The following is a 25,935-nucleotide window of genomic DNA, read 5'->3' as shown; positions in this document are numbered from 1 at the left end:
GCTTCAGATTCATTTCGAAAACCCCGGTGCTGCATCCGGCGACGCCGCACCGCCCAGATAGGATCGCCACACCGGCCCGTCACGCTGCTCCGACAACTCGCCGGGCGTCGCAGGCAGTACCGCCCCCTTCGCAATCGGGGCGACGAGATGCGGTGTCACGATGATCAGCAATTCCTTGTCGTTCTGCTGGTAGTTCAGGTTCTTGAAGAACGTGCCGATGATCGGCAGGTCGCCGAGCAGCGGCACCTTGCTCACGTTCGACAATGTCTGCCGATCGATCAGGCCACCGATCACGAAGCTCTCGCCGTCACCGAGTTCGACCGTCGTATCGGCACGACGCGTCGTGATCCCCGGCACGGCGACGCCGCTGATCGTCACGCTGTTCACGAAGTCGAGCTGGCTCGATTCCGGTGCGACCTTCAGCGCGATCCGGTTCGGGCTCAACACCGTCGGGGTCAGCGACAGCCCGACGCCGTATTGCTTCCACTGGATCGCGGTCGAGCCGAGTCCCTGTGGCGCCGGCACCGGAATCTCGCCGCCCGCGAGGAAGCTGGCGCTCTGACCGGACAGCGCGACGAGCGTCGGCTCCGCGAGCACGCGCGCCATGTTGTTCGCTTCGAGCAGCGACAGGTCGGCGAAGATGCCTCGTCCTGCTGCGTTCACGACCAGGTTGAACGCTGACGCAACCGGCGCGCCAAGCGTCGGAATGTATGAGCCCGTGCCCGGGCCCGCTGCGCCGTTATACGATTGCACGCCGCCCGGCGCGAACGAACCGAACGAAAAGCCGTTGCTCTGCTTGAAGAAATTGAAGCCGATTTGCTTCAGCACCGAACGGCTGAATTCCACCACCCGCACATCGACCTGCACGACGTTCTTGCCGGCCAGCGTCGAGCGATCGATCACCGTGCCTTTGGGGCTCATGTTTTTGGCGACCGCCGCGGCCCGTTCGTGAGCATCGAGCGATACCGACGTTCCCCGCAGCACCGACGTCCCACCGTACGCCTTCACCTGCGGCGTCGAGCCGTCGAGTACCGCTTGCGCCGCCGCGTCGACGACTTCCACGCTCCACACCGTCGGCTCGTCGCGACCACGCTCCCACAACATCACGTTCGTCGCGCCCGGCGCTTTCGCGGTCAGCAGCACCGAACCCGAACGACTGCCCTTCATGATCAGCACATCGGCGATTGCCGGATCGCCGACGGCGACCCGCTGCAGCGCGCGGCCCGCGGAAATCTGCCGCTGCGCGCCGACCGCGAGCTCGATGGTGCCGCTCGCGCTTGCAATGGAGGCGAATGTCAGGGTCCAGAGAGCAATCGCGAATGCAATCAGTGTGTTTTTCATTGTTTGTTGGACCGTCGCACGGCCTTTACTTGTCGTCGCCGATATCGATTGCCATCGATGTTGTTCAATACGCGACCGTTTCCGACCGGCCGCCGCGGATCACCTCGATGCTGCCCCCGCCTCCGCTGCCGCCTGGTCGCATCGCCGGCGGCAGGCGCGACGGCAGCGGCGGCACGCTCACGTTGGCCACAGCGGTCCTCGACGTGCCGGACAGCTGTTGCAGCGATACGCCGGCCGCGGCAAGGGCCGACGGCGACAGCTTGTTGTCCGTGCGCACCGCCACCGTCTGCGTCGCAAGCTCGTCGTCGCGCGGGTTTCGCAGCGCGAGCGTCAGCCGGCCGCTCGCCTCGCCGAGTGTCAGCGCATCGACCTGCGCGGTTGGCACCGCGAGTACCGCGATGCGCGTGTTGCTCGGTTGGCCGTTGCTGCCGTTCGTGTTGTTGCCGCTGTCGCGATCCGGCGTCGCGTCGCCGAACGACAGCACGCGAACCTTCGACATCAGGAGCCGTGCCTGCGTCTGCGAGACTTCGCCGTCGAACATCGCGCCGCCCCCTTCCCGCTTCAGGTTCAGGAACACGTCGACGAAATTACCGGGCCGCAGCCGGTTGCCGACCGCATTGGTTTCGTCGACGCGAACCGCGATTGCGCGTTCGCCCGGCTCGACGTCCTCGGCAAGACCCGACACCAGTGCGCCCGAGACGACGGGCGCCGACGCCGGAATGTCGCGCGCCGGCACGCGACCGACCAGTATGGCGGGATCGGAAAACGCTCCTGCCGGCGCTGGTGCGGTCGGCTGAATCTTCAACGCGTCTGCGGCGATCGGTTGACCGACCGACAGCGTGCGCGTCGCGATCACGACCGGCACCGGGGTCGCCGCCGCTGCCGGTTGCGCCGGGACAGGACTAGACGAACTGCGCCCGAGCATCCATGCATAGATTCCGAGCAGAACGGCGATTGCAATCAGCAGCCCCGCGATGATCTTCGTTACGTTATTGGCCATGTTGTCGTATGGATACCGGATAAGGTCCGTGCAAATCTTTTTGTCTGACAATTAGCACGACAAAAACCGCCTCGTCGCGATGCGTAACTCATTGAAGCAACGACTGCGAAATCTGGACGACCGCCGTGCTTGTCAACGGCTGGGTCAAAATGGTGCCCACAAACGGCATGGTCGTTACCCAAGCTTGTGGCGAATAGCTCACCGTTACCGACAAGCAATACAGCGATGCGTCGTATTTGCATGCAGGCGCCTGCACCATGACATTCGGCGCGCTGATATTCAGCCAACTGACGACGTTTATCGCGGTCGCCTGCGCCTTCGCGGTTCGAGTCGTCAAATCCGGGGCGTAATTCAAGCCCGCGCGCGCGCCCTCACTGGCGGCAAACGTCAAACTTTGCTGAATCACGAAAACCATTCCGAAGCAAATGATTCCGTAGCAGATCACGAAGAAAAGCGGAAATATGATTGCGAATTCGACTGCAGTCGCTCCGCGCTGCCGCCCGTATCCGCACCGCTTCCTCTGCCGTTTCATCGCACGCTCCCTCCCGCGACGAGGCAGACGAGCCATACGGCCGCAGGGATTGCGAGGCACGCGCCATAAGGTGTCGCGCGATATCGACCGATCGTCAACGCCGGTGCGCCACGCCGCCACAACGTACCGAGCGGCGTGCGAGACAACAACAGCACGGCAAGTGCGTGAATCCCCGCTACAAGGCTCGCGGCGATCCAGAGCCACAGCAGGCCGTGAATACCGCACCACGCGCCCAGGACGGCAAACACCTTCACGTCGGCCGCGCCCATCACCCCCAGGAAAAAGAACGGGAGGAGGCCCGCCATACCGACGAACATGCCGAGCAGCGCCTGGACACGCACGATGCCGAACGGATTTGCACCGTAAAAGGCGCTTGCGAATGCGGCGACCAACCCGCCGACAACGAGCAAATTCGGAATACGCCGGGAACGAATGTCACTGGCCGTGACGAGCACCGCCCAAGCCAGGAACGCCCCGATAGAAAAGAGATATGCCATCGCGCCAGACCGGTCGCGGATATAAGTCGAGCGGCTCGCCGCAGCAAGCCGCTCGATATCACGCCGAAAGACAATGATTTGGACTGCTTAGCCCAATTTGCACGCCGCGGCTGCGCCCGAGCTACCGACCGTGCTGACGCACGTGCCGATGGTCGAGAACATCGAATTGAGATTGGTGCCGAGCGACGATACACCGGCGATGATGGCGACAGCGACCAGCCCCGCAATCAGACCATATTCGATCGCGGTAACCCCGTCTTCTTCCTTAAGGAAGCGCTTGATGAGTGCTTTCATTTTTTAATTCCTCGTGCCTGTATGTACGTTCTTTGGCCTTTTATACGTTGTGCGTCCCCGTATATCTGGCCCTTGCCTCGAGCCGTTCGTTACACATGTGAAACGACGGCCAAGTGCGCTTTCTTTATATGTCACCCCGAGGGGTGCGTATCACAATTTGATGTAAGTTAACATTCGCGATAGTGACCCTCCTCGAACGTCGTGTACCGACCTGTACATTTCGTTACACCTGCTCCGGATTCTATATCCGATCCTATTTAACTTCCAACCTCTTTTAAGACCCGATCGAAAAAACTTTCCGGGAGCGCAACGTATTTGTACGGCGTTTCGGTACGATTTACACATAGGATTTACGATAGGTTAGATGTGCACACCTAATCCATCAGTAAAACAATCCCCCCGCCCGCCAGCCCTGCCCGCCCCTCACGTTACGCCGCACGCGTAACGCCAATGTTGTGACGTTACGTTACGAAACGGCCGAAACCGTTCTCATTTGACTGCGCTTAAACAGATTCAACAATCTTTCAGTTTGCCTAAATCCCTTTTCCGACAAGGAATTGCCTCGTTTAAAACCAATCATCGAACTGTCGGCCATCGAAATGGCACGACAGTTGCAGAGTAATCCCCGCATCACTCAACACAACATCAGCTTCAATGCGAGGACGAAATGGACATTCAGGTTATCCCTCATGGCACGCTCCGGACGACTATGATCGCGGCCACCGTGGCAGCCATGCTTTCCCTCTCCGCGTGCGGCGGTTCCGGCTCCATCAGCAAGGGGCTCAGCGGTGGCTCCAGCTCCGGCGGTGGCGATTCGATCTCCACGTCGGGCGGCGGCACCTCCGGCGGCACGTCCGGTTCGACGAGCGGCAGCACGTCGGGTAGCACCAGCGGCTCGACCAGCGGCAGCACGAGCGGCTCGACGAGCGGCAGCACCAGCGGCACCACGAGTGGAACGAGCAGCGGCACGAGCGGCACCTCCGGTGTGTCGTCGAACGCGGTGGGAACCGTCCTCGCAAGCAGCAGCAATCTCGTCACGAGTCTCGGCGGCACCGTATCCGGCATCGGCTCCATGATCGCCGGCCAGTCGCTGCCCGGCGTCAACCCGGGCACGACGCAGGCAGCAGGCGGCATCGTGCAGAACGTCGGCGGTGCGGTGACGGCGCTCGGCAACGGCCTCGGTAGCGGCCTCGGCCAGCTCGGCGCGACGAACGACCCGATCGGCGTCACGGTCGCCAGCACCGGCGGCGCGGTGAACCAGCTCGGCGGCGCGGTCACGCAAACAGGCAACCTGGTCACGAGCCTCGGCAGCGGCCCGCTGTCGCCGCTCGCTCCCGTCACCGGCGCCGTCGGCGGCCTCGTGACGCAAGTCGGCAACGCCGTATCGAGCGGCGGCACCACGCTGTCCAACGTGTTGTCGACCGGTCCGATCCAGCAGGTCACGCAAACCGTCAGCTCGGCGATCACGCCGATCACGACGATGGTCGGTCAGACGACGCAGACGATCGGGACGACCACCGGCCTCGGCGCCCCGCTCAACATGCTGCTCGGCACGATCGGCAACGGCCTGAACCAGGGTGGCGCGCTGATCGCATCGACGGGCGGCAACCCCGTCACGACGGGCCTCGGCAACACCGTCTCGTCGACCGGCAACACCGTGAAGGCTGTCGGCGGCCTGTTCACGGGCGGCACCGGCGGCGCAACCAACCCGCTCGCGCCGCTCACGGGCCTCCTCACGACGGTCACCGGCACACTCGGCGGTGCAGCGGGCGGCACCAGCGGCGGCCCGCTTGCCCCGGTGACGGGCCTCGTCTCGACCGTCACCGGCGCACTCGGCGGCGCAACGGGCGGCACCAGCGGCGGCCCGCTCGCCCCGGTGACGGGCATCGTCTCGACCGTCACCGGCGCACTCGGCGGCGCGACGGGCGGCACCAGCGGCGGCCCGCTCGCTCCGGTGACGGGCATCGTCTCGACCGTCACCGGCGCACTCGGCGGCGCGACGGGCGGCACCAGCGGCGGCCCGCTCGCTCCGGTCACCGGCCTTCTCTCCACGGTCACGGGCGCACTTGGCGGCGTAGCCGGCGGCAGCAGCGGTCCGCTTGCCCCGGTCACGGGCCTGGTCTCCACGGTCACCGGTGCGCTCGGCAGCGCAACGGGCGGCGCAGGCACCGGCAACCCGCTCGCCCCCGTAACGGGCGCAGTGTCGTCCGTCACCAGCACGGTCGGCGTGCCGGCACTGAGCGGCACCACGGGCGGCGCCACGAATTCGGGCTCCGGCTCGAACCTGCTCGCGCCTGTCACGTCGCTGATCGGCGGTCTGCTCGGCGGCACGCACGGCAAGTAATCGAACATCCATTCATCGACAAGACAGCGAGGAGTCCATCATGTCCCAGCAACGTTCCATCACGACGGTCGTCCTGCGCCAGTGGCGCGTGCCCCTCACCGCCTTCGCCGCAGCGTGCCTGCTGGCTGCTTGCGGCGGCAACAGCGTCAGCACGCCGCCGACCAGCAGCAACGGCGGCAGCTCCAGCGGCACGAGCGGTACCAGCGGCACGAGCGGCACCAGTGGCTCGTCCACCGGCACCAAGGGCGCCGTCAGCACGATCGGCCAGACCGCAACCGATCTCGGCAGCACGATCGGCAACGTCAGCCTGCCGGGCCTCGGCGACGGCGTGACGAAGGGTGTCGGCAGCACCGTCTCGAGCACCGGCACGATCATCAACGCGGCTGCCGATGCGCTGAGCAACGGGCTCGGACAGACCGGCTCGATCAAGGATCCCGTCGGCACGACGGTCGCCGGCCTCGGGAATGTCGTCGGCGCGACGAGCAATACCGTGTCCGGGCTGAGCTCGACGGTCAAGGCGCTCGGCACGGGTCCGCTCGCACCGCTCGCCCCTGTGACGACGCCGGTCGGCACCGCGCTCGACACGGTCGCCAACGGCCTGTCGGCCGCGGGCACGACGATCGGCTCGACGCTGTCGTCGGGCGCCGTGCAGCAAGTGACGCAGCCGCTCAGTTCGGCCATCACGCCGCTGGTGATCACCGCCGGTCAGGTCACGCAGCAGGTCGGCACGACCACGGGTCTCGGACAACCGGTGTCGGGCCTGCTGGGCCAGATCGGCGGCGCAATCAGCTCGGCGGGCAAGCAGGTCGGCAGCACGTCGAATCAGCCGCTCGTCGGCGACGTCGGCCAGCTCGTCACCGCGGTCGGCAACACCGTGACCAACGCTGGCGGCCTCGTGAACCCGAACGGGCCGAACGGCGCGGCGCCGATCCCCGGCCTGATCACGAGCCTCGTCGGCGGCTCGACGACTACCGTACAAAACGGCTCGTCGTCGGGCTCCGGCTCGACGAACCCGCTCGGCGGCCTGTTGTCCGGTCTCGGTTCGACGCCGCTCGGTTCGCTCACCGGCGCAGTCGGTGGCGCAACGGGCAGCTCGGGCAGCAACCCGCTCGCGCCCGTCACCGGTCTCGTGTCGACGCTCACGGGCACGCTCGGCGGCGCAACGGGTGGCGCAGGCGGTGCAAACCCGCTCGCGCCCGTCACCGGTTTGCTGAATACTGTCACCGGAGCAGTCGGCGGTGCAGCGGGGTCCGGGGCTTCGTCGAATCCGCTCGCACCGGTCACGTCGCTCGTCGGCGGCGTGACGGGAACGGCATCGCCGGGCAGCTCGACGGGACTCCTCGCGCCGGTAACGGGGTTGCTGGGCACGCTGGGTAGCGTTGGCAAGTAAGGAGGACGGTTGCGCCTTTGCAGCCGGAGCATGAGGCGCGGCCGTACAAACACAACCGGCAATGCGGCACGCGGCGCGCGACACCCTGGTGTCGCGCGCCTGCATTAGAAAGAAGACGAAAAGCAAGGCCTACGAGGAAGAACAATGAAATCCAGACTCGACAGATGGATGATGCTGCTCGCCATCGCAGCAGCAGGCACGGCACATGCACAGACACGCGCGGCAGGCAACCCGCTCGACTCCCTCCCGCAGATCAACGCACCAAAGAAAGGCCCGAGCGTCACCGTGCAGGTCGCGCCGCAGGCACCGCAATTACAGGAGTTACTGTCGCGGCACCTGACGCCGACGACGTTCCAGGTGGAAGGCGTGAAGTCGGTGCCTTTCGACGAAATCTCGCGTCGCTTCACCCCCCTCGTCGGCAAGGACATCACGATCGGCGAGCTGATCGAAACCGCGAACGGCGTAACCAAGCTGTATCAGGATCGCGGCTATGCGCTGTCGTTCGCGTTCATTCCCGCGCAGACGTTCGAGAACGGCGTCGTGCGCGTCACGGTTGTCGAGGGCTATGTGTCGGACGTCAAGGTCACCGGCAAGCCCGGCGCGATGGAATCGAAGATTCGCGCGATCGCCGCGCACATCACGGCCGATCGCCCGCTGCGCCGCGCGACGTTCGAACGCTACGTGAACACGTTCGGCCTCCTGCCCGGCGTGACGGTGAAGGCCAACGTGCCGCCCCCGCAAACGACCGACGGCGCCACGACGCTCGAACTGGCCGTCGACCGCAAGGCGTTCAACATCAGCACCGGCATCGACTTCAATCATCCGGGCGTCCAGGGTCTCATCACCGCGACGGAGAACGGCCTCACGTCGTTCGGCGAGCAATTGAGCATTTCCGCGCTGGTGCCGCCTGGACGCGACAAGCAGACCTACGTGGCATTCAGCGGCGCGGTGCCGGTCGGCAGCAGCGGGCTGGTCACGCGCCTCGACGCCAGCACGTATCGCGGCAAGCCGACCGACAACCCGGGCCTGCCGTCGACCGTCGAGCGCACGGTCAAGAACGAGAAACTCGGTCTTTCGGCCTCCTATCCGTTGCTGCTGAACAACCAGCGCAGCCTGCTCGGCACCGTATCGGGCTATGCGTCGCACAACGAGGACCGTTACCAGAACAAGATCTCCGGCAACAGCATCGACACGCGCTCGCAAGTCCGCGTGCTGCAAATGCAGCTCGATTACACGAGCGTGTCGGCCAAGCAGGTACAGAAGCTGAGCGTCAACGTCGCGAAAGGTTTCAACATTCTCGGCGCGTCGAAATCGCAGGACATCACGATCGGCTCGAACACGACATCGGTGGACAGCCCGATCTCGCTGACATTCGTGCGCACCGGCGCAACCTTCACACAGACCAACGAATGGCCGTTCAAGATCGGCACGTCGGTTTCGCTGACCGGCCAGTACAGCCCCGACTCGCTGCCGACGTCGGAACAGATCTCGTTCGGTTCGACGCGCTATGCACTCGGCTACCAGCCCGGTGAAACGTCCGGCGACTCGGGCTGGGGGATGTCGCTGGAGGTCAACCGCGGATTCACGCCGGGCTGGACGTATATGAAATCCATCACGCCGTACATCGCGTACGACATGGCGCGCGTGTATCTGCATACGGGGACGCCGTCGCCGAGCCGTCTGTCGTCGGTCGGCATCGGCGTGCGATTTACGGACAGCCGTTACTACAGTCTCGACCTGAATATCGCGAAGCCGGTCGGCGATGCACCGGTCGAAAGCGCCTCGCGCAGCCCGCGCGTGAATGCCGCGTTCTCGTATCAGCTCAACTGATCAGTCACCAAACAGCCCGCGTCTCGCGGGCTGTTTGGATTAGAACCCCCTCTATCAAACGCAGCGCGCGGTTTCACGTATTCTGGCGAAGCTCGCAACATGCCACCGCCCCATGCAGACGGTCGTGCGAGCGCATCGAATACGACATGAAACAAGGAGGAAGACGATGATTCAACTGACCCGCCCGTTGCGCACGCTGGCCATTGCAAGCGCGCTGCTCGCTTGCGCCGCACCTGTGTTTGCCCAAGCCGACAACCCCGTCGGCATGTGGCAGACGATCGACGACAACACGCATCAGCCGAAGGCGCTCGTGCAGATCGCCGATGACGGCGAAGGCTCGCTGTCGGGGAAGGTCGTCAAGGGCCTCGGCGCCAACGACACACCCGATCGCCGCTGCACCGCATGCACGGACGAGCGCAAGGATCAGCTCATCAAGGGCATGACGATCATCAAGGCGATGAAGAAGGACGGCGACCACTGGGACGGCGGCAATATCCTCGACCCGGAAAACGGCAAGGTCTACAAGTGCAAGATGTCACTCGAAGACGGCGGCCAGAAGCTCGTCGTGCGCGGCTACATCGGCGTGTCGCTGCTCGGCCGGTCGCAGACCTGGGTTCGCGCACAATAACGCGACGCGCGTCGATACGCGCAACGCAATGAAAAATCGGCCTGCGACGATGTCGTCAGGCCGATTTTGTTTTGATGTGGGCGCGAGTGAATTCACCCGATATCATGCCGCGTGCTTCAGCGCATCCGGCACGTAGCTGCCCGGTGCACGATACGCCGGCGCTGCGGCACTGCGCACCTCCGCTGCCTTCGACTGCGCGTGCTTGCGCATCCGCGTGGACAACTCCTTGCACAAATTCACGCCGGCGTCGCCGTACAACTCGCGCATTACCTGCATCAACGTGCCGGTCTCGTGCCATACCTTGAAGCGGCGATGGCACGTCTGGTATGAAGGGTAGCGACGCGGCATCGCGGACCAGGTCGCGCCGCTGTAAATCACCCAAAGTACGCCGTTCAGGACGGCGCGCGTGTTCGCCAACGGACGGCCCCGCAACTCGGTGCGCGGCTGCATTTCGGGCAGAAGCGGCACGACGCAGCGCCACTCATGGTCGGTCAGATCGCGATACGGTGTCATGGACATCTCCAGCCTTAGGAACCATGACTCAACGATATCGACTACCCTCAACCGTGAACATAAGACAAGTCCGAAAATACCCCGAGATCGCGAGAATTTGACCGGAATTGACGTTTGAAGTCGGTCACTTGTTGAAAACTGCGATCAGGTCAGCGAAGTATCGACGATGCGGCGCGGCGTTTCGAGGTACTCCTTCGACTGCATCTCGACGATTCGCGATACCGTGCGCGCGAACTCGTTCGCCATCGGCCCTTCGACGTACAACTGCTCCGCCGGCACCGCCGCGGACATCAGGAGCTTGACCTTGTGGTCGTACAGCACGTCGATGAGCCAGGTGAAGCGCCGCGCCTCCGACGCCATTCGCGGCGACATCTGCGGCACTTCCGACAGCACGATCGCATGGAAGCGGCTGGCAAGCTCGAGATAGTCGTTCTGCGATCGCGGGCCGCCGCACAGCGTCGCGAAATCGAACCAGACGACCCCGTCGGCCTTGCGCAGCGCCTTCAGCTCGCGCTTCTCGATATGCAGGATCGGGCTTTCGTCCGGCACCGCGGCGAGCTTCGCGAACGCATGACGCAGTTCGCGATCGGCGTCCGCGCCGAGCGGCGTGTGGTACATCTGCACCTGCGCGAGCGTACGCTGGCGATAGTCGACGCCCGCGTCGACGTTCAGCACGTCGAGCTTTTGCTTGATCAGGGCGATCGCCGGCAGCATGCGGTCGCGATGCAGGCCGTCGGGATACAGATCGTCGGGATCGTAGTTGGACGTCATCACGAACTGCACGCCGTTGTTGAACAGGCGATCGAGCAGCCGGTACAGGATCATCGCATCCGCGATGTCCGACACATGGAATTCGTCGAAGCAGATCAGCCGGTAGCGCTTCGCGATGCGTCGCGCGAGCTCGTCGAGCGGATCGGCCTGCCCTTTCAGCTCCTCGAGTTCGCGGTGTACCTCGCGCATGAATTCGTGGAAATGCAGGCGCGTCTTGCGCTGCACGGGCACCACCGCGTAGAAGCTGTCCATCAGGAAGCTCTTGCCGCGGCCGACGCCGCCCCACATGTAGACGCCGCGCGGGAGGTCCGGATGATTGATGAGCTTCTTGAACGCGTTCGAGCGACGCGCCTTGTATTCGACCCACTCGTCGAAACAGCACTGCAGGCGATCGACGGCCGCGCGCTGGGCGGGATCGGACTGATAGCCGCGCGTGGTCAGTTCGCGCGTGTAGTATTCGGTGACGTTCATCGGGCAAACCGGAAAAAACGAAGGCGAGCGGGAAACCCCGCCCGCCTTCGTCATGAGACGGCTGCGCCGGCCGATGGCCGGCAGGCGCTACACCATGCTCAGCTGTTCAGCGAGCGCTTGTCGACGGCGAGCGCCGCTTCGCGCATCACTTCCGACATCGACGGGTGCGGATGGCAGATGCGGGCGATGTCTTCCGACGCCGCCTTGAACTCCATCGCCACCACGGCTTCCGCGATCAGGTCCGACGCGTTCGCGGCGATCACGTGCACGCCGAGCAGTTCGTCGGTCTTCGCGTCCGCGATCATCTTCACGAAACCGTCCGGCGCGTTCATGCCGAGCGCGCGGCCGTTGATCGAGAACGGGAACTTGCCCGACTTGATCTCGCGGCCTTCGGCCTTCAGCTGCTGTTCCGTCTTGCCGACCCATGCGATTTCCGGGTACGTGTAGATCACCCACGGAATGCAGTTGTAGTCGATGTGCGGCTTCTGGCCGTCGATCACTTCCGCGACCAGCACGCCTTCGTCTTCCGCCTTGTGCGCGAGCATCGGACCACGCACCACGTCGCCGATCGCATAGACGTTCGGCACCGCGGTACGGCAGTGGTCGTCCACGTCGATGAAACCGCGCTCGTTCGCCTTCAGGCCGATCGCCTCGAGGCCGAGGTTGTCGGTGTTCGGCACGCGGCCGACCGACACGATCAGGCGGTCGGCGTCGAGCGTCTGCGCGTTGCCGTCCTTGTCGGTGTAGGCGATCGACACGCCGTTCGCCGTCGTCTTCACGTCACCGATCTTCACGCCGAGATGGATGTCGAGGCCTTGCTTCTTGAACAGCTTGGCCGCTTCCTTCGCGAGCGCTTCGTCGGCTGCGCCGAGGAACGCCGGCAGCGCTTCGAGCACCGTCACTTCGGCGCCCAGGCGACGCCACACCGAACCGAGTTCGAGGCCGATCACGCCTGCGCCGATCACGGCGAGCTTCTTCGGCACCGAGTCGAACGTCAGCGCACCTTCGTTGTCCGACACGATCTTGTTGTCGACCGGGATGTTCGGCAGGTGACGCGCCTTCGAACCCGTCGCGATGATCACGTTCTTCGCGGTGACGACTTCGGCCTCGCCCTCGCCGCTCACTTCGATCTGCACGCCGGCGTCGGTCTTGCCGGTGAACTTGCCATGGCCCTTCAGCCAGGTGATCTTGTTCTTCTTGAACAGGAACTCGATCCCGCTCGTCATCTTCTCGACGATCGCATCCTTGCGGCCGAGCATCTTCGCGACGTCGATCTTCACGCCGTCGACCGTGATGCCGTGGTCGGCCAGGTGGTGCGACGTGTTCTCGAACTCTTCCGACGAGGCGAGCAGCGCCTTCGACGGGATGCAGCCGACGTTCAGGCAGGTACCGCCGAGCTTCAGCGCGCCGGCCGGGTTCTTCCACTTCTCGATACAGGCAACGGTCTTGCCGAGCTGCGCGGCGCGAATCGCGGCGATGTAGCCGCCGGGGCCGGCGCCGATCACGACGACGTCAAATTCCTTGGACATGACAATCCTTTCTACTTGTACGCCCGCACGGTCGCGCGTGTGCGCGAGCGTGCGGAGCGGGTCAATGCAGTGAGACTCGGCTTACAGGTCGAGCAGCAGGCGTGCCGGATCTTCCAGCGCATCCTTCATTGCGACGAGCGACAGGACGGCTTCGCGGCCGTCGATGATCCGGTGGTCGTACGACAGTGCCAGGTAGTTGATCGGACGGATCACGATCTGGCCGTTTTCGACGACCGGGCGCTCCTTCGTCGCGTGCACGCCGAGGATGGCCGACTGCGGCGGGTTGATGATCGGCGTCGACAGCATCGAGCCGAACACGCCGCCGTTCGAGATCGAGAACGTACCGCCCGTCATTTCCTCGATCGACAGCTTGCCGTCCTTCGCCTTCTGGCCGAATTCGGCGATCTTCTTCTCGATGTCCGCGAGGCTCAGTTGATCGGCATTGCGCAGGATCGGCACCACGAGGCCGCGCGGCGAGCCGACGGCGATACCGATGTCGAAGTAGCCGTGATAGACGATGTCGTTACCGTCGATCGACGCGTTCACGAGCGGGAACTTCTTCAGCGCATGCACGGCCGCCTTCACGAAGAACGACATGAAGCCGAGCTTCACGCCATGTTCCTTCTCGAACTTGTCCTTGTACTTGTTGCGCAGCTCCATGACCGGAGCCATGTTGACTTCGTTGAACGTCGTCAGGATCGCGTTGGTCTGCTGCGACTCGAGCAGACGCTCGGCGATACGTGCACGCAGACGCGACATCGGCACGCGCTGTTCCGGACGATCGTTGAGCCACGTCGTGGCCGACGCCGGCACCTTCACTTCCGGCAGCGACGGCTTTGCAGCGGCGGTCTTCGCCGGTGCGGCGGCCGGAGCAGCCTTCGGTGCGCTGCCTGCGGCCAGCGCGTCGCCCTTCGTGACGCGGCCGTCGCGGCCCGAACCTGCGACGTCGCCTGCCGACAGGCCCTTCTCGGCCAGCAGCTTCGCTGCGGCCGGCGATGCGGCGGCCGAACTCGATGCGACCGCGGCAGCCGGCTGTGCTGCCGGTGCGGCTGCAGCGGGTGCTGCGGCCGGCTTCACTTCCGCGGCGCCCGCCGCTGCTTCGGCAGCACCTGCCTTCGCTTCGGTGTCGATCGTCGCGATGATCTGGTCGGCGACGACCGTGTCACCGTCGTTCTGCAGCACTTGCGCGAGCACGCCCGCGGCCGGTGCCGGCACTTCGAGCACGACCTTGTCGGTCTCGAGTTCGATCAGGATTTCGTCCTGCGCGACTGCTTCGCCCGGCTTCTTCTTCCACTGCAGCATGGTGGCTTCCGAAACCGACTCCGAAAGCTGGGGGACTTTGACTTCTACGATAGCCATGTGATTTTCCTGGATGCTTAATCTGGGTAATGACGAGGTTCGTGCGATTCCTTCGGCCGGTGCGGCGCGCGACGCGCCCGGCGGGCCAAAAGACACGGGAAAGCGCTGCGCGCCTTCCCGTTTCGCTTGACGTCGATTATTTCGCGATCGATGCGCTCTTCAGGCGGCCGAACGCACCTTCGATGAGGGCCTTCTGCTGCTCGTAGTGCTTCGCGTAGTAGCCAACCGCCGGCGAGGCCGAAGCCGGACGGCCGCTGTATGCCAGCTTCTGCCCTTCCTTCATGCCTTCCTTCAGGTGGTGCTCGACGTAGAACCAGGGGCCCTGGTTCTGCGGCTCGTCCTGCACCCAGACCACTTCAGTCGCGTTCTCGTACTTCTTCATTTCGGCTTCGAACTGCTTGTGCGCGAACGGATACAACTGCTCGATACGGATGATCGCGACGTCGTTCGCCTTCGCTTCGCGGCGATGCGCGACGAGGTCGTAGTACACGCGGCCCGAGCACACCAGCACGCGCTTGACCTTCTTCGCGTCGATGCCGCCGTCGGTCTCGCCCAGCACCGGCTGGAACGAACCCTTCGCGAGTTCCGACAGGTCCGACACCGCTTCCTTGTGGCGCAGCAGCGACTTCGGCGTTGCGACGATCAGCGGCTTGCGGAACAGACGGATCATCTGGCGACGCAGCAGGTGGAAAATCTGTGCCGGCGTCGTCGGTTGAACGACCTGCATGTTGTGATCGGCACACAGCTGCAGGAAACGCTCGATACGCGTCGACGAGTGTTCCGGACCCTGGCCTTCGTAGCCGTGCGGCAGCAGCATCGTCAGACCCGACACGCGGCCCCACTTCACTTCGCCCGACGAGATGAACTGGTCGATCACGACCTGCGCGCCGTTGACGAAGTCGCCGAACTGGGCTTCCCACAGCACGAGCGTGTTCGGCTCGGCGGTCGAGTAACCGTATTCGAAGCCCAGCACCGCTTCTTCCGACAGCACCGAGTCGATCACCGTGAACTTCGCCTGACCGTCGGCGATGTTCTGCAGCGGCACGTACGTGCCGTCGTTCCAGCGCTCGCGGTTCTGGTCGTGCAGCACCGCATGACGGTGCGTGAACGTGCCGCGGCCCGAGTCCTGGCCCGTCAGGCGCACCGAGTAGCCCGATGCGACGAGCGACGCGAATGCGAGGTGTTCGCCCATGCCCCAGTCGAGCGGCTGGTCGCCGCGCGCCATGTTGCGGCGGTCGTTGATCACGCGCTCGACGAGCGGGTGGACCTTGAAGTTTTCCGGCACCGTCGTGATGCGTTCGCCGAGGCGCTTCAGTTCGGCGAGCGGCACGGCCGTATCGGCTGCATCCGTCCACTTGCGGTTCAGGAACGGAACCCAGTCGACCGCGTACTTGCTCTTGTAGTTCGACAGGACCGGATCGACGGTGTGGTGGCCGTCGTCCATCGCCTTGCGGTACGCCTTCACGTAGTTGTCGGCGTCTTCGGCGGTGATCACGCCCTGCTGCACGAGCTTCTCGGCGTACAGCGCACGGGTGCCCGGGTGCTGCGCGATCTTCTTGTACATCAGCGGCTGCGTGACCGCCGGCGTGTCCTGCTCGTTGTGACCCAGCTTGCGGAAGCAGACGATGTCGATCACGACATCCTTGTGGAACTGCATCCGGTAGTCGATCGCGATCTGGATCGCGAGCACGACGGCTTCCGGATCGTCGCCGTTCACGTGCAGCACCGGCGCTTCGATCATCTTGACCACGTCGGTACAGTACAGCGTCGAGCGCGCGTCGCGCGGGTCGGACGTCGTGAAGCCGATCTGGTTGTTGATGACGATGTGCAGCGTGCCGTGCGTGCCGTAACCGCGCGTCTGCGCGAGGTTCAGCGTTTCCATCACGACGCCCTGGCCAGCGAAGGCCGCGTCACCGTGGATCTGCACCGGCAGCACCTGCAGGCCGTCTTCGTCGCCGCGACGGTCCATCCGTGCCTTCGCCGAACCTTCGACCACCGGGTTCACGATTTCGAGGTGCGACGGGTTGAACGCGAGCGACAGGTGGACCGGGCCGCCTTCGGTCGACACGTCCGACGAGAAGCCCTTGTGGTACTTCACGTCACCTGCCGGCAGGTCGTCGACGTGCTTGCCTTCGAATTCGGCGAACAGGTCGGCCGGCATCTTGCCCAGCGTGTTGACCAGCACGTTCAGACGGCCGCGGTGCGCCATGCCGATGATGATTTCCTGCACGCCGGTCTTGCCTGCGTGCTGGACGACTTCGTCCATCGCCGCGATGAAGCTTTCGCCGCCTTCGAGCGAGAAGCGCTTCTGGCCGACGTACTTGGTGTGCAGATAGCGCTCGAGGCCTTCCGCCGCCGTCAGGCGATTCAGGATGTGCTTCTTCTTGTCGATCGAGAAGGACGGCGTCGCGCGGGTCGATTCCAGGCGCTCCTGCCACCAGCGCTTCTGCTCCGGATCGCTGATGTACATGTATTCGGCGCCGATCGTGCCGCAGTACGTGTCACGCAGGCCCTTGACGATGTCGCGCAGCGAAGCCTGGTCGAAACCGAAATACAGGTTGCTTGCGCTGTACGTCTGGTCGAGGTCGCCTTCGGAGAAGTCGTAGAACGCGGGTTCGAGTTCGGGGATGGCGGGACGTTCGCGACGCTTCAGCGGATCCAGATTGGCCCATTGCGAGCCGAGGAAGCGATATGCGCTGATGAGGGACTGGACGTGGACCTGCTTGCGCGCGGTCGCCAGATTGCTCGTGCTTTCGCGCGGGATGAAGGCATTGGCCTTCGCACGCTCGGCAAACGATTCGACGATCGGGAAATGAGCGACGTCATTGGCGTTCGAGCCGTCGGTTGCAGGCACGTTCTGCAGCGCGTCGAAATACTCTCGCCAGTTCTCCGGCACCGATGCCGGATTGTTGAGGTATGCATCGTACAGTTCTTCAACGTACGAAGCATTGCCGCCGAACAGATAGGAGTTCAGCTGAAACTGCTTCATTACATCTGACATTTTACGCTCACCTTTCTTCGAGCTTCTCGAGAAATAGCGGGTTACTCAACCTTCCGCGACACGGCCTGACCGTTTAGCGGATTGCGAATCAAGTCTTGCTTGGAAGGACCTAAAACTTGCGTGCGCGCAGCATATCACAGAACCGATACCGAAGTTCACGGCGAAATGCGGCTGAAAGCACCGCGTGACGGGGTTTCGCCGGATTGCCGCGACTCGCGGGAACAGTGTTTTGCAACCCGCCCGATTGCACACTGCGCAGATGCAAAAAAGGCCGCCCGAAGGCAGCCTTTTTCGTCATGCACGGGAACAGCCGATGCTTAGTCGACCGCGCCTTCGCGGCTCGCGCGGCGACGCTCGTGCTCCTTCAGGAAGCGCTTGCGCAGACGGATCGACTGCGGCGTCACTTCCACGAGTTCGTCGTCGTCGATGAATTCGACCGCGTATTCGAGCGACATCTGGACCGGCGGCACGAGACGCACGGCTTCGTCGGTGCCCGACGCACGCACGTTGGTCAGCTGCTTGCCCTTGATCGGGTTCACGACGAGGTCGTTGTCGCGGCTGTGGATACCGATGATCATGCCCTCATACAGCGCGTCGCCCGGCTTCACGAACATGCGGCCGCGATCCTGCAGCTTCCACAGTGCGTAAGCCACGGCAGCGCCGTCGTCCTGCGAGATCAGCACGCCGTTGCGGCGCTCGAAGACCGAGCCGTCCTTGACCGGTGCGTACGAGTCGAAGATGTGGCTCATCAGGCCCGTGCCGCGCGTCAGCGTCAGGAATTCGCTCTGAAAGCCGATCAGGCCGCGCGCCGAGATCTTGTATTCCAGACGCGTGCGACCGCGGCCGTCCGACGCCATGTCGAGCATTTCGCCCTTGCGGCGACCGAGCTCTTCCATCACGCCGCCCTGATGCTCGTCCTCGACGTCGACGGTCAGCAGCTCGTACGGCTCGTGCCGCACGCCGTCGATTTCCTGCATCACGACGCGCGGACGCGACACGGCCAGCTCGTAGCCTTCACGGCGCATGTTCTCGACGAGAATCGTCAGGTGCAGTTCGCCGCGGCCCGACACTTCGAACACCGTTTCGTCGCCGGTATCCTTCACGCGCAGCGCGACGTTGTGATTCAGCTCCTTCATCAGGCGGTCGCGGATCTGGCGGCTCGTCACGAACTTGCCTTCGCGGCCGGCCAGCGGCGACGAATTGACGAGGAAGTTCATCGTCAGCGTCGGCTCGTCGACGGTGATCATCGGCAGCGCTTCCGGCGTATCGACGGCGCAGATCGTCGCGCCGATGCCGACGTCTTCGATGCCGTTGATCAGCACGATGTCGCCGGCTTCCGCCGACTCGACCTGCACGCGCTCGAGGCCCTTGAACGACAGCACCTGGTTGATCTTGCGGTTCAGCACGTCGCCTTCCGGACCGAAGCGCATCACGACCGGCTGACCCGGTTTGATGCGGCCGCGCGTGATGCGCCCGACGCCGATCCGGCCGACATACGTCGAATAATCGAGCGACGTGATCTGGAGCTGCAGCGGCGCTTCCGGATCAGCCGGGCGGACCGGGACGTGCGCGAGGATCGCCTCGAACAGCGGGCGCATATCGCCTTCGCGGGTTGCCGGATCGAGCGATGCGTAGCCGTTCAGGCCCGATGCGTAGACGATCGGGAAGTCGAGCTGCTCTTCGGTCGCGCCGAGCTTGTCGAACAGGTCGAAGGTCTGGTTGATGACCCAGTCGATCCGCGCGCCCGGACGGTCGATCTTGTTGATGACGACGATCGGCTTCAGACCAAGCGCGAGCGCCTTCTTCGTGACGAAGCGCGTTTGCGGCATCGGGCCCTCGACGGCGTCGACCAGGAGCAGCACCGAGTCGACCATCGACAGCACGCGCTCCACCTCGCCACCGAAGTCCGCGTGCCCAGGCGTGTCGACGATGTTGATGTGCGTGCCTTCGTATTCGACCGCGCAGTTCTTCGCGAGAATCGTGATCCCGCGCTCTTTTTCGATGTCGTTCGAGTCCATCACCCGCTCGGCAATCTGCTGGTTCTCGCGGAAGGTGCCGGACTGGCGAAGCAGTTGGTCGACGAGCGTGGTCTTGCCGTGGTCGACGTGAGCGATGATGGCGATGTTGCGAAGGGCGCGGGTCATAGAAACCTGGAAATCGTTGAACGCGCAAACGCGCACGCTCGTCAGTCACCGGGACACGTGCGCGCGCGTTGCAGCTTGGAAACCGCAAATTATAGCACGTGAGGATGTCGAAAGCCGGACTGGCCTTTGCAACGCAGCAAACGACGCACCCCTGCCCTCGTCGCAAAAGGGAGTCGACCGACCCACATCGCCGACGGCAAGCCGAAGACCCTGCCGGCGACAAGGGAATTTAGGGGCGCGGAGCGCGCCCTCGCCCGTTCGATTAATATTTGCCGCGGCAAGCAATTGTGCCTATACTGCTGCCTAGTCAACTATTGCAGCTTCAGGGTTTTATGTCGGATTCTCCTTCTCAATCGCCTGTTTCGCCGCTGTCCTCGTATCAGATGAACGACAGCGTCGGTTATCTGATGTCGCGCGTGAAATCCGTGATGACCAACCTCGTCACGCAGCGCACGCAGGAAGAGCTCGGCATCACGGGCACGCAGGCGAGCATGCTGTTCATGATCGCGGTCGGCAAATGCTCGACGGCCGCCGAGCTCGCCCGGGAATACGGGATCGACGCGAGCGCGGTCACGCGCCTGCTCGATCGCGTCGAGAAGCGCGGCCTGCTGTCCCGCGTGCGCAGCATCGAGGATCGGCGGGTCGTGCGCCTCGAGCTCACCGACGAGGGCCGCGCGCTGGCCGAGCGGCTGCCGCCGGTATTCCGCAGCGTGCTGGACGAACTGCTGGACGGTTTTACACCTGAAGAAGTCGGGTTCCTGAAGAGCATGCTGCGCCGCATTCTCAGCAACTATTGCGAGACGGCCGGCGGCAGCATCACGTAATAGTTGCCATAACAATTACTTTTGACAGATTAATGTAAGGAAATCCTTGCAGTGTCCATCATTCATTCCGAGTCAGGGAACAGCGCGATGAAATCCTCCCCGTTGTCCGTGCGCGCCGGGTCGTGCCGCGCCGCCGTCGCCGCCGCGGTCGCCGCGCTGGCGCTGGCGGGCTGCGCAAACTACATCGGCATAAAGAGCGACAAGCAGATCGCTCCCGCGTCGCAATTCGAAACTGCCCAGAGCCTGCCCGCCCAGGGCGGCCAGTGGCCGGCGCTGGACTGGGCAAACCAGTTCGGTGATCCGCAACTGCCGAAGCTGGTCGACGAGGCGCTCCAGGGCAGCCCGTCGATCGCGCAGGCGCAGGCGCGCATCGCGAAGGCGTCGTCGTACATCGAATCGTCGCGCTCGAACCTGATGCCGAAGGCCGAAGCCAGCTATTCGTGGACGCGCGAGCTGTACTCGTCGAACGCACTGTTTCCGCCCCCGTACGGCGGCCAGTGGTATAGCGAGAACAACGCGCTCGCGAGCGCGTCGTGGGATCTCGACCTGTGGGGCAAGAACCGCGAGCGCCTGCATACGGCCGTGTCGCAGGAAAAAGCCGCCGAAGCCGACATGCAGCAGGCGCGCATCACGCTCGCGTCGTCGGTCGCCCGCACGTACAACTCGCTTGCGCAACTGTATGCGCTGCGCGACATCGCGCAACGCGAGATCACCAACCGTCAGACGGTCGGCAAGATCACCGACGGCCGCGTATCGGCCGGCCTCGATACCAACGTGGAGCGCCAGACCGCACGCGGCAACATCGCGACGACCCAGGCGTCGCTGTCCGACCTCGACGGCCAGATCACGACCGTGCGCTACCAACTCGCCGCGCTGCTCGGCAAGGGCCCGGACCGTGGGCTGCAGATCGCCGCGCCCGTGATGAACCCGACCGGCGAAGTCGCACTGCCCGGCAACCTGCCGGCCGACCTCGTGTCGCGCCGTCCCGACATCGTCGCCGCGCGCTGGCAAGTCGAGGCCGCGATGCACGACGTGAAGGAAGCGAAGGCCGAATTCTTCCCCGACGTCAACCTCGCTGCCGGCTTCGGCTTCGATGCGTTCGGCTGGGGCAAATTCCTGAATTTCGCGAGCCGCCAGGCGCAGTTCGGCCCCGCCATCCACCTGCCGATCTTCGATGCCGGTGCGTTGCGCGCACAGCTCAAGGGCCGCTATGCAGACTTCGACCTGACGGTCGCGAACTACAACCAGACGCTCATCAGCGCGCTGAACGACGTCGCGACGCAGGTCGCGTCGATTCGCGCGGTCGATCGCCAGATGGACGACGCGCAGCGTGCGCTCGACGCGTCGACGCGTGCATACGACCTTGCCGTGATCCGCTACAAGGCCGGCCTGTCGCCGCAGCTCCAGGTGCTGACCGCCGACAGCAACCGCCTCGCGTCCGAACAGACGGTGACGAACCTGAAGATGCGCCGGCGCGACATGCAGCTCGCGCTGATCAAGGCGCTCGGCGGCGGGTTCGACGCGACCGGCACGCGGCTCGCCGCGCCCGACGCCGACAAGCAGACGAAACAGGCCGCCAACTGATCCGGCGCCACCACTACGCAGACACTCGAAATAACGGACGGAGAAAATCGCCATGAGCGACCCTCAACAAAACGCCGCCAGCGCACAGGCGCAGAACAACGGGAAGCGCAAACGGATGATGACGCTGCTGATCGCGGTCATCGTGATCGCCGCCATCGCGTACGGTCTGTACTACTTCCTGGTCTCGCGCTTCCATGAAGAGACCGACGACGCGTACGTGAACGGCAACGTCGTGCAGATCACGCCGCAGGTCACGGGTACCGTGATCGCCGTGAAGGCCGACGACACGCAGACGGTCAAGGCCGGCGATCCGCTGGTCGTGCTCGACCCGGCCGACTCGCAGGTCGCGCTGCAGCAGGCCGAGGCCAACCTCGCGCAGACGGTACGCCAGGTACGCGGCCTGTTCGTCAACGACGATCAGTACCGCGCGCAGGTCGCGCTGCGTCAGTCCGACCTGTCGAAGGCGCAGGACGACCTGCGCCGCCGGGTGGCCGTCGCGCAGACGGGCGCCGTATCGCAGGAAGAAATCTCCCACGCACGCGACGCGGTGCGCGCCGCGCAGGCGTCGGTCGACGCCGCGCAACAGCAGCTCGCGTCGAACCGTGCACTGACCGCGAACACGACGATCGCGTCGCACCCGAACGTGATGGCCGCGGCAGCGAAAGTTCGCGACGCGTACCTCGCGAACGCGCGTAACGTGCTGCCCGCGCCGGTCACCGGCTATGTCGCGAAGCGCTCGGTGCAGGTCGGCCAGCGCGTGTCGCCGGGCAACCCGCTGATGTCGGTCGTGCCGCTGAACGCGGTGTGGGTCGACGCCAACTTCAAGGAAGTCCAGCTCAAGCACATGCGCATCGGCCAACCGGTCGAATTGACCGCCGACATCTACGGCTCGTCGGCCGTCTACCACGGCAAGGTCGTCGGCTTCTCGGCCGGCACGGGTTCGGCGTTCTCGCTGCTGCCGGCGCAAAATGCGACGGGCAACTGGATCAAGGTCGTGCAGCGCCTGCCGGTGCGTATCGAGATCGATCCGAAGGATCTGGAGAAGCACCCGCTGCGCATCGGCCTGTCGATGCAGGTCGACGTCGACATCAAGGACGAGCGCGGCGACCAGCTGGTCAACGCAAAGAACACCGTCTACGAGACCAACGTGTTCGCGAAGTACGGCGACGAAGCCGACGCCGAGATCGCGCGCATCATCGCCGAGAATTCCGGCGGCAACGCGCCGGCACCGGCCGCGGCGAAGTCGACCGGCACCGCAAAGATGATGTAACGGCTCCGATTCCGGAAAACTACCGACATGGCACAGGCTCCTGTCTCCCACCCGCCCCTGCAGGGCGGGCAACTCGTGCTCGGAACGATCGCGGTATCGCTCGCGGTGTTCATGAACGTGCTCGACACGTCCATCGCGAACGTCGCGATCCCGACCATCTCGGGCGACCTCGGCGTATCGTCCGACCAGGGTACGTGGGTCATCACGTCGTTCGCCGTCGCGAACGCGATCTCCGTGCCGCTGACCGGCTGGCTGACCGATCGCTTCGGGCAGGTTCGTCTGTTCCTCGCATCGATCATCCTGTTCGTCATCTCGTCGTGGATGTGCGGGCTGGCGCCGAGCCTGCCGTTCCTGCTCGCATCGCGCGTGCTCCAGGGGGCGGTCGCCGGGCCGATGATTCCGCTGTCGCAATCGCTGCTGCTGTCGAGCTACCCTCGCGCGAAAGCGCCGATGGCGCTCGCGCTATGGTCGATGACGACGCTGATCGCACCGGTCGCGGGCCCGATCCTCGGCGGCTGGATTTCGGACAACTATTCTTGGCCGTGGATCTTCTACGTGAACATCCCGGTCGGCATCGCCGCCGCGCTGGCCACCTGGTCGATCTATCGCACGCGCGAATCCACGGTGCGTCGCGCGCCGATCGACGGCGTCGGCCTCGCGCTGCTCGTGCTGTGGGTCGGCTCGCTGCAGATCATGCTCGACAAGGGCAAGGATCTCGACTGGTTCGCGTCGACGACGATCATCGCGCTCGCGCTGATCGCGGTCATTTCGTTCGCGTTCTTCGTGATCTGGGAGCTGACCGCCGAACATCCGGTCGTCGACTTGTCGCTGTTCCGGATGCGCAACTTCACGGGCGGCACGATCGCCCTCGCGGTCGGCTACGGGCTCTACTTCGGCAACCTCGTGCTGCTGCCGCTGTGGCTGCAGACCCAGATCGGCTACACGGCAACCGATGCAGGCCTCGTGATGGCGCCCGTCGGGCTGTTCGCGATCCTGCTGTCGCCGCTGACCGGCAAGTTCCTGCCGCGCACGGATCCACGCTACATCGCGACCGCCGCATTCCTGACGTTCGCGCTGTGCTTCTGGATGCGCTCGCGCTACACGACCGGCGTCGACGAATGGTCGCTGACGCTGCCGACCCTCGTGCAAGGCATCGCGATGGCCGGCTTCTTCATCCCGCTCGTGTCGATCACGCTGTCCGGCCTGCCCGGCCACCGCATTCCCGCGGCATCGGGCCTGTCGAACTTCGTGCGGATCATGTGCGGCGGCATCGGCACGTCGATCTTCCAGACCGCGTGGGACCACCGGAACAATTTCCACCACGCGCAACTGGTCGAGCAGACCAACCCGTACAATCCGACGTTCAACCAGGCCGTCACGCAGATGGGCAACCTCGGGCTGACGCAGGACCAGGCGCACGGTCTCATCAACAACATGGCCACGCAGCAGGCCGCGCAACTCGGCGTGAACGACCTGTTCTACATTTCGGCGGCGATCTTCGTGCTGCTGATCGGACTGATCTGGATCACGAAGCCCGAACGCGCCGGCGGTGGCGATGCGGGTGCGGCGGCGTCGGCTGCACACTGAGCACCGCGCTCGAACGCACACACCAAACAAAAAGCCCGGTCGATTTCGACCGGGCTTTCTTTCATGCCGACGGCGCTTGCGCACCGCGCATCACGCTGCCGTCACGACGAGGCGCTCAGGTGCGAGCACGCCGTTGGCCATGCGAGCCACGCCGAGCAGCCGTGCCGCATCGTACACGCGCACACGCTCGCCCTCCGCCGCGTCGATCGAATCGAGCGCCGACAGCGGCAGACGCTGGCCGTGCAGGAACCGCTTCGCGCAGGCTTCGTCGAGACGCACCAGCGGAAACGTCGACAGCAGCGCGTCGACCGGCAGAAGCCACGCGTCGCGCGCCGCTTCGGCGGCGTCGGACAGCGCGTCGAGCGTCACCGCATGCTCGAGCGTCAGCGCGCCGACGCCCGTGCGACGCAGCATCGTCAGATGCGCGCCGCACCCGAGCGCTTCGCCGATATCCTCCGCCAGCGTGCGCACATAGGTGCCCTTGCTGCAAGTCACGCGAAACGTCACGTCCGGCAGGTCGCAGGCCAGCAGATCGAGCGCATGGATCGTCACGTTGCGGCCTTCCCGTTCGACGGTCTGGCCCGCGCGCGCATATTCATACAGCGGCTTGCCGTCGCGCTTGAGCGCCGAATACATCGGCGGCACCTGCACGATCTCGCCGGTAAAGCGTGCTAGCGCCGCCTCCACCGCCGTCCGGTCGCATTCCACGGCGCGCGTGTCGAGCACGTCGCCTTCGGCATCGCCGGTGGTCGTGCGCACGCCGAGACGCATCGTCGCTTCGTAGGTCTTGTCCGCTTCCAGCAAGTCCTGCGAGAACTTTGTCGCCTCGCCGAAGCACAGCGGCAACAGACCCGAGGCCAGCGGATCGAGCGTGCCGGTATGGCCGGCTTTCTTCGCGAGAAGCAGGCGCTTCGCGCGAATCAGGGCGTCGTTACTCGACAGGCCGACCGGCTTGTCCAGCAGGAGGACGCCGTCCAGCGCGCGCCGCGGCACGCGCGGACGCTGAGGAGCTGCAGTCGTCATGGG

20 protein-coding genes are annotated in these 25,935 nt (G+C 64.6%); 8 read left to right on the top strand and 12 right to left on the bottom strand.

Annotated features, from left to right (window positions below; all coding sequences use genetic code 11):
• Positions 1-9: 9 nt before the first annotated feature.
• The 5 genes from ACV22W_RS10290 to ACV22W_RS10270 form a co-directional block, all read right to left on the bottom strand.
• Positions 10-1,341 carry a type II and III secretion system protein family protein gene (locus ACV22W_RS10290; RefSeq protein ID WP_448019033.1) on the bottom strand — a complete coding sequence of 444 codons (1,332 nt, stop codon included), beginning with the start codon at positions 1,339-1,341 and terminating at the stop codon, positions 10-12.
• A gap of 64 nt (positions 1,342-1,405) precedes the next feature.
• Positions 1,406-2,341, bottom strand: coding sequence for a Flp pilus assembly protein CpaB (gene cpaB / locus ACV22W_RS10285; RefSeq protein ID WP_448019032.1), 936 nt, complete (start codon positions 2,339-2,341; stop codon positions 1,406-1,408).
• Positions 2,342-2,429: 88 nt separating this feature from the next.
• Positions 2,430-2,873 (bottom strand): TadE/TadG family type IV pilus assembly protein, encoded by a 444-nt coding sequence (locus ACV22W_RS10280; protein WP_448019031.1) that lies wholly within the window; start codon positions 2,871-2,873, stop codon positions 2,430-2,432.
• Entirely contained in the window at positions 2,870-3,370 is a 501-nt protein-coding gene (locus ACV22W_RS10275) for an A24 family peptidase (protein WP_448019030.1), read from the bottom strand. Before ACV22W_RS10275 ends, ACV22W_RS10280 begins: the two co-directional genes overlap by 4 nt.
• Positions 3,371-3,457: 87 nt before the next feature.
• Positions 3,458-3,664 (bottom strand): Flp family type IVb pilin, encoded by a 207-nt coding sequence (locus ACV22W_RS10270; protein WP_448019029.1) that lies wholly within the window; start codon positions 3,662-3,664, stop codon positions 3,458-3,460.
• 667 nt (positions 3,665-4,331) lie between these two features.
• On the opposite strand from ACV22W_RS10270, the gene ACV22W_RS10265 reads away from it, so the two are divergent.
• The 4 genes from ACV22W_RS10265 to ACV22W_RS10250 all read left to right on the top strand — a co-directional run bounded on the left by ACV22W_RS10265 (position 4,332) and on the right by ACV22W_RS10250 (position 9,856).
• Positions 4,332-6,008: a collagen-like triple helix repeat-containing protein gene (locus tag ACV22W_RS10265; protein ID WP_448019028.1), complete on the top strand. Its 1,677-nt coding sequence runs from the start codon at positions 4,332-4,334 to the stop codon at positions 6,006-6,008.
• 40 nt (positions 6,009-6,048) lie between these two features.
• Positions 6,049-7,398, top strand: a complete 1,350-nt coding sequence (locus ACV22W_RS10260) for a collagen-like triple helix repeat-containing protein (protein WP_448019027.1) — start codon at positions 6,049-6,051, stop codon at positions 7,396-7,398.
• A 144-nt stretch (positions 7,399-7,542) separates the two neighbouring features.
• On the top strand, positions 7,543-9,228 hold the full coding sequence (locus tag ACV22W_RS10255) for a ShlB/FhaC/HecB family hemolysin secretion/activation protein (RefSeq protein WP_059818075.1): 1,686 nt from the start codon (positions 7,543-7,545) through the stop codon (positions 9,226-9,228).
• Positions 9,229-9,394: 166 nt separating this feature from the next.
• Positions 9,395-9,856, top strand: coding sequence for a DUF2147 domain-containing protein (locus tag ACV22W_RS10250; RefSeq protein WP_448019026.1), 462 nt, complete (start codon positions 9,395-9,397; stop codon positions 9,854-9,856).
• A 102-nt stretch (positions 9,857-9,958) separates the two neighbouring features.
• Here the strand turns inward: ACV22W_RS10250 and ACV22W_RS10245 are convergent, their stop codons facing one another.
• From ACV22W_RS10245 to typA, 6 genes are all read right to left on the bottom strand, one after another.
• A complete protein-coding gene (locus ACV22W_RS10245) occupies positions 9,959-10,369 on the bottom strand; it encodes a transposase (RefSeq protein ID WP_448019025.1) in 411 nt (136 codons plus the stop codon).
• Positions 10,370-10,513: 144 nt separating this feature from the next.
• Entirely contained in the window at positions 10,514-11,611 is a 1,098-nt protein-coding gene (gene zapE, locus ACV22W_RS10240; RefSeq protein WP_059533030.1) for a cell division protein ZapE, read from the bottom strand.
• Positions 11,612-11,709: 98 nt separating this feature from the next.
• Positions 11,710-13,140, bottom strand: coding sequence for a dihydrolipoyl dehydrogenase (gene lpdA, locus ACV22W_RS10235; RefSeq protein WP_057924323.1), 1,431 nt, complete (start codon positions 13,138-13,140; stop codon positions 11,710-11,712).
• Between the two features lie 81 nt (positions 13,141-13,221).
• Complete coding sequence (gene odhB, locus ACV22W_RS10230) at positions 13,222-14,499, bottom strand: 2-oxoglutarate dehydrogenase complex dihydrolipoyllysine-residue succinyltransferase (protein WP_059691809.1); 1,278 nt, start codon at positions 14,497-14,499, stop codon at positions 13,222-13,224.
• A gap of 136 nt (positions 14,500-14,635) precedes the next feature.
• Positions 14,636-17,500, bottom strand: coding sequence for a 2-oxoglutarate dehydrogenase E1 component (locus ACV22W_RS10225; RefSeq protein WP_059533036.1), 2,865 nt, complete (start codon positions 17,498-17,500; stop codon positions 14,636-14,638).
• 317 nt (positions 17,501-17,817) lie between these two features.
• Positions 17,818-19,644 (bottom strand): translational GTPase TypA, encoded by a 1,827-nt coding sequence (gene typA / locus ACV22W_RS10220; RefSeq protein WP_059467636.1) that lies wholly within the window; start codon positions 19,642-19,644, stop codon positions 17,818-17,820.
• Between the two features lie 332 nt (positions 19,645-19,976).
• On the opposite strand from typA, the gene ACV22W_RS10215 reads away from it, so the two are divergent.
• The 4 genes from ACV22W_RS10215 (at position 19,977) to ACV22W_RS10200 (ending at position 24,909) form a co-directional block, all read left to right on the top strand.
• Entirely contained in the window at positions 19,977-20,468 is a 492-nt protein-coding gene (locus tag ACV22W_RS10215; protein WP_321805046.1) for a MarR family winged helix-turn-helix transcriptional regulator, read from the top strand.
• An 87-nt stretch (positions 20,469-20,555) separates the two neighbouring features.
• Positions 20,556-22,052: an efflux transporter outer membrane subunit gene (locus ACV22W_RS10210; protein ID WP_448019024.1), complete on the top strand. Its 1,497-nt coding sequence runs from the start codon at positions 20,556-20,558 to the stop codon at positions 22,050-22,052.
• 52 nt (positions 22,053-22,104) lie between these two features.
• Positions 22,105-23,322: an HlyD family secretion protein gene (locus ACV22W_RS10205; protein ID WP_448019023.1), complete on the top strand. Its 1,218-nt coding sequence runs from the start codon at positions 22,105-22,107 to the stop codon at positions 23,320-23,322.
• Positions 23,323-23,349: 27 nt separating this feature from the next.
• On the top strand, positions 23,350-24,909 hold the full coding sequence (locus ACV22W_RS10200) for a DHA2 family efflux MFS transporter permease subunit (protein WP_057924316.1): 1,560 nt from the start codon (positions 23,350-23,352) through the stop codon (positions 24,907-24,909).
• 90 nt (positions 24,910-24,999) lie between these two features.
• Here ACV22W_RS10200 and truB read toward each other — a convergent pair whose 3' ends face one another.
• Entirely contained in the window at positions 25,000-25,932 is a 933-nt protein-coding gene (truB, locus tag ACV22W_RS10195; protein ID WP_448019022.1) for a tRNA pseudouridine(55) synthase TruB, read from the bottom strand.
• Positions 25,933-25,935 lie beyond the last annotated feature (3 nt).

This window comes from Burkholderia sp. AW49-1 (assembly GCF_053427845.1).
Note: the sequence above shows the minus strand (reverse complement) of the source record. Positions and strands in the feature narration are given on the sequence as shown.

What these genes read in the sequence shown, in the direction of transcription:
- ACV22W_RS10290 (WP_448019033.1), bottom strand. Translation starts at nt 1,341, where the DNA reads ATGAAAAACACACTGATTGCATTCGCGATTGCTCTCTGGACCCTGACA.
- cpaB (WP_448019032.1), bottom strand. Translation starts at nt 2,341, where the DNA reads ATGGCCAATAACGTAACGAAGATCATCGCGGGGCTGCTGATTGCAATC.
- ACV22W_RS10280 (WP_448019031.1), bottom strand. Translation starts at nt 2,873, where the DNA reads ATGAAACGGCAGAGGAAGCGGTGCGGATACGGGCGGCAGCGCGGAGCG.
- ACV22W_RS10275 (WP_448019030.1), bottom strand. Translation starts at nt 3,370, where the DNA reads ATGGCATATCTCTTTTCTATCGGGGCGTTCCTGGCTTGGGCGGTGCTC.
- ACV22W_RS10270 (WP_448019029.1), bottom strand. Translation starts at nt 3,664, where the DNA reads ATGAAAGCACTCATCAAGCGCTTCCTTAAGGAAGAAGACGGGGTTACC.
- ACV22W_RS10265 (WP_448019028.1), top strand. Translation starts at nt 4,332, where the DNA reads ATGGACATTCAGGTTATCCCTCATGGCACGCTCCGGACGACTATGATC.
- ACV22W_RS10260 (WP_448019027.1), top strand. Translation starts at nt 6,049, where the DNA reads ATGTCCCAGCAACGTTCCATCACGACGGTCGTCCTGCGCCAGTGGCGC.
- ACV22W_RS10255 (WP_059818075.1), top strand. Translation starts at nt 7,543, where the DNA reads ATGAAATCCAGACTCGACAGATGGATGATGCTGCTCGCCATCGCAGCA.
- ACV22W_RS10250 (WP_448019026.1), top strand. Translation starts at nt 9,395, where the DNA reads ATGATTCAACTGACCCGCCCGTTGCGCACGCTGGCCATTGCAAGCGCG.
- ACV22W_RS10245 (WP_448019025.1), bottom strand. Translation starts at nt 10,369, where the DNA reads ATGACACCGTATCGCGATCTGACCGACCATGAGTGGCGCTGCGTCGTG.
- zapE (WP_059533030.1), bottom strand. Translation starts at nt 11,611, where the DNA reads ATGAACGTCACCGAATACTACACGCGCGAACTGACCACGCGCGGCTAT.
- lpdA (WP_057924323.1), bottom strand. Translation starts at nt 13,140, where the DNA reads ATGTCCAAGGAATTTGACGTCGTCGTGATCGGCGCCGGCCCCGGCGGC.
- odhB (WP_059691809.1), bottom strand. Translation starts at nt 14,499, where the DNA reads ATGGCTATCGTAGAAGTCAAAGTCCCCCAGCTTTCGGAGTCGGTTTCG.
- ACV22W_RS10225 (WP_059533036.1), bottom strand. Translation starts at nt 17,500, where the DNA reads ATGTCAGATGTAATGAAGCAGTTTCAGCTGAACTCCTATCTGTTCGGC.
- typA (WP_059467636.1), bottom strand. Translation starts at nt 19,644, where the DNA reads ATGACCCGCGCCCTTCGCAACATCGCCATCATCGCTCACGTCGACCAC.
- ACV22W_RS10215 (WP_321805046.1), top strand. Translation starts at nt 19,977, where the DNA reads ATGTCGGATTCTCCTTCTCAATCGCCTGTTTCGCCGCTGTCCTCGTAT.
- ACV22W_RS10210 (WP_448019024.1), top strand. Translation starts at nt 20,556, where the DNA reads ATGAAATCCTCCCCGTTGTCCGTGCGCGCCGGGTCGTGCCGCGCCGCC.
- ACV22W_RS10205 (WP_448019023.1), top strand. Translation starts at nt 22,105, where the DNA reads ATGAGCGACCCTCAACAAAACGCCGCCAGCGCACAGGCGCAGAACAAC.
- ACV22W_RS10200 (WP_057924316.1), top strand. Translation starts at nt 23,350, where the DNA reads ATGGCACAGGCTCCTGTCTCCCACCCGCCCCTGCAGGGCGGGCAACTC.
- truB (WP_448019022.1), bottom strand. Translation starts at nt 25,932, where the DNA reads ATGACGACTGCAGCTCCTCAGCGTCCGCGCGTGCCGCGGCGCGCGCTG.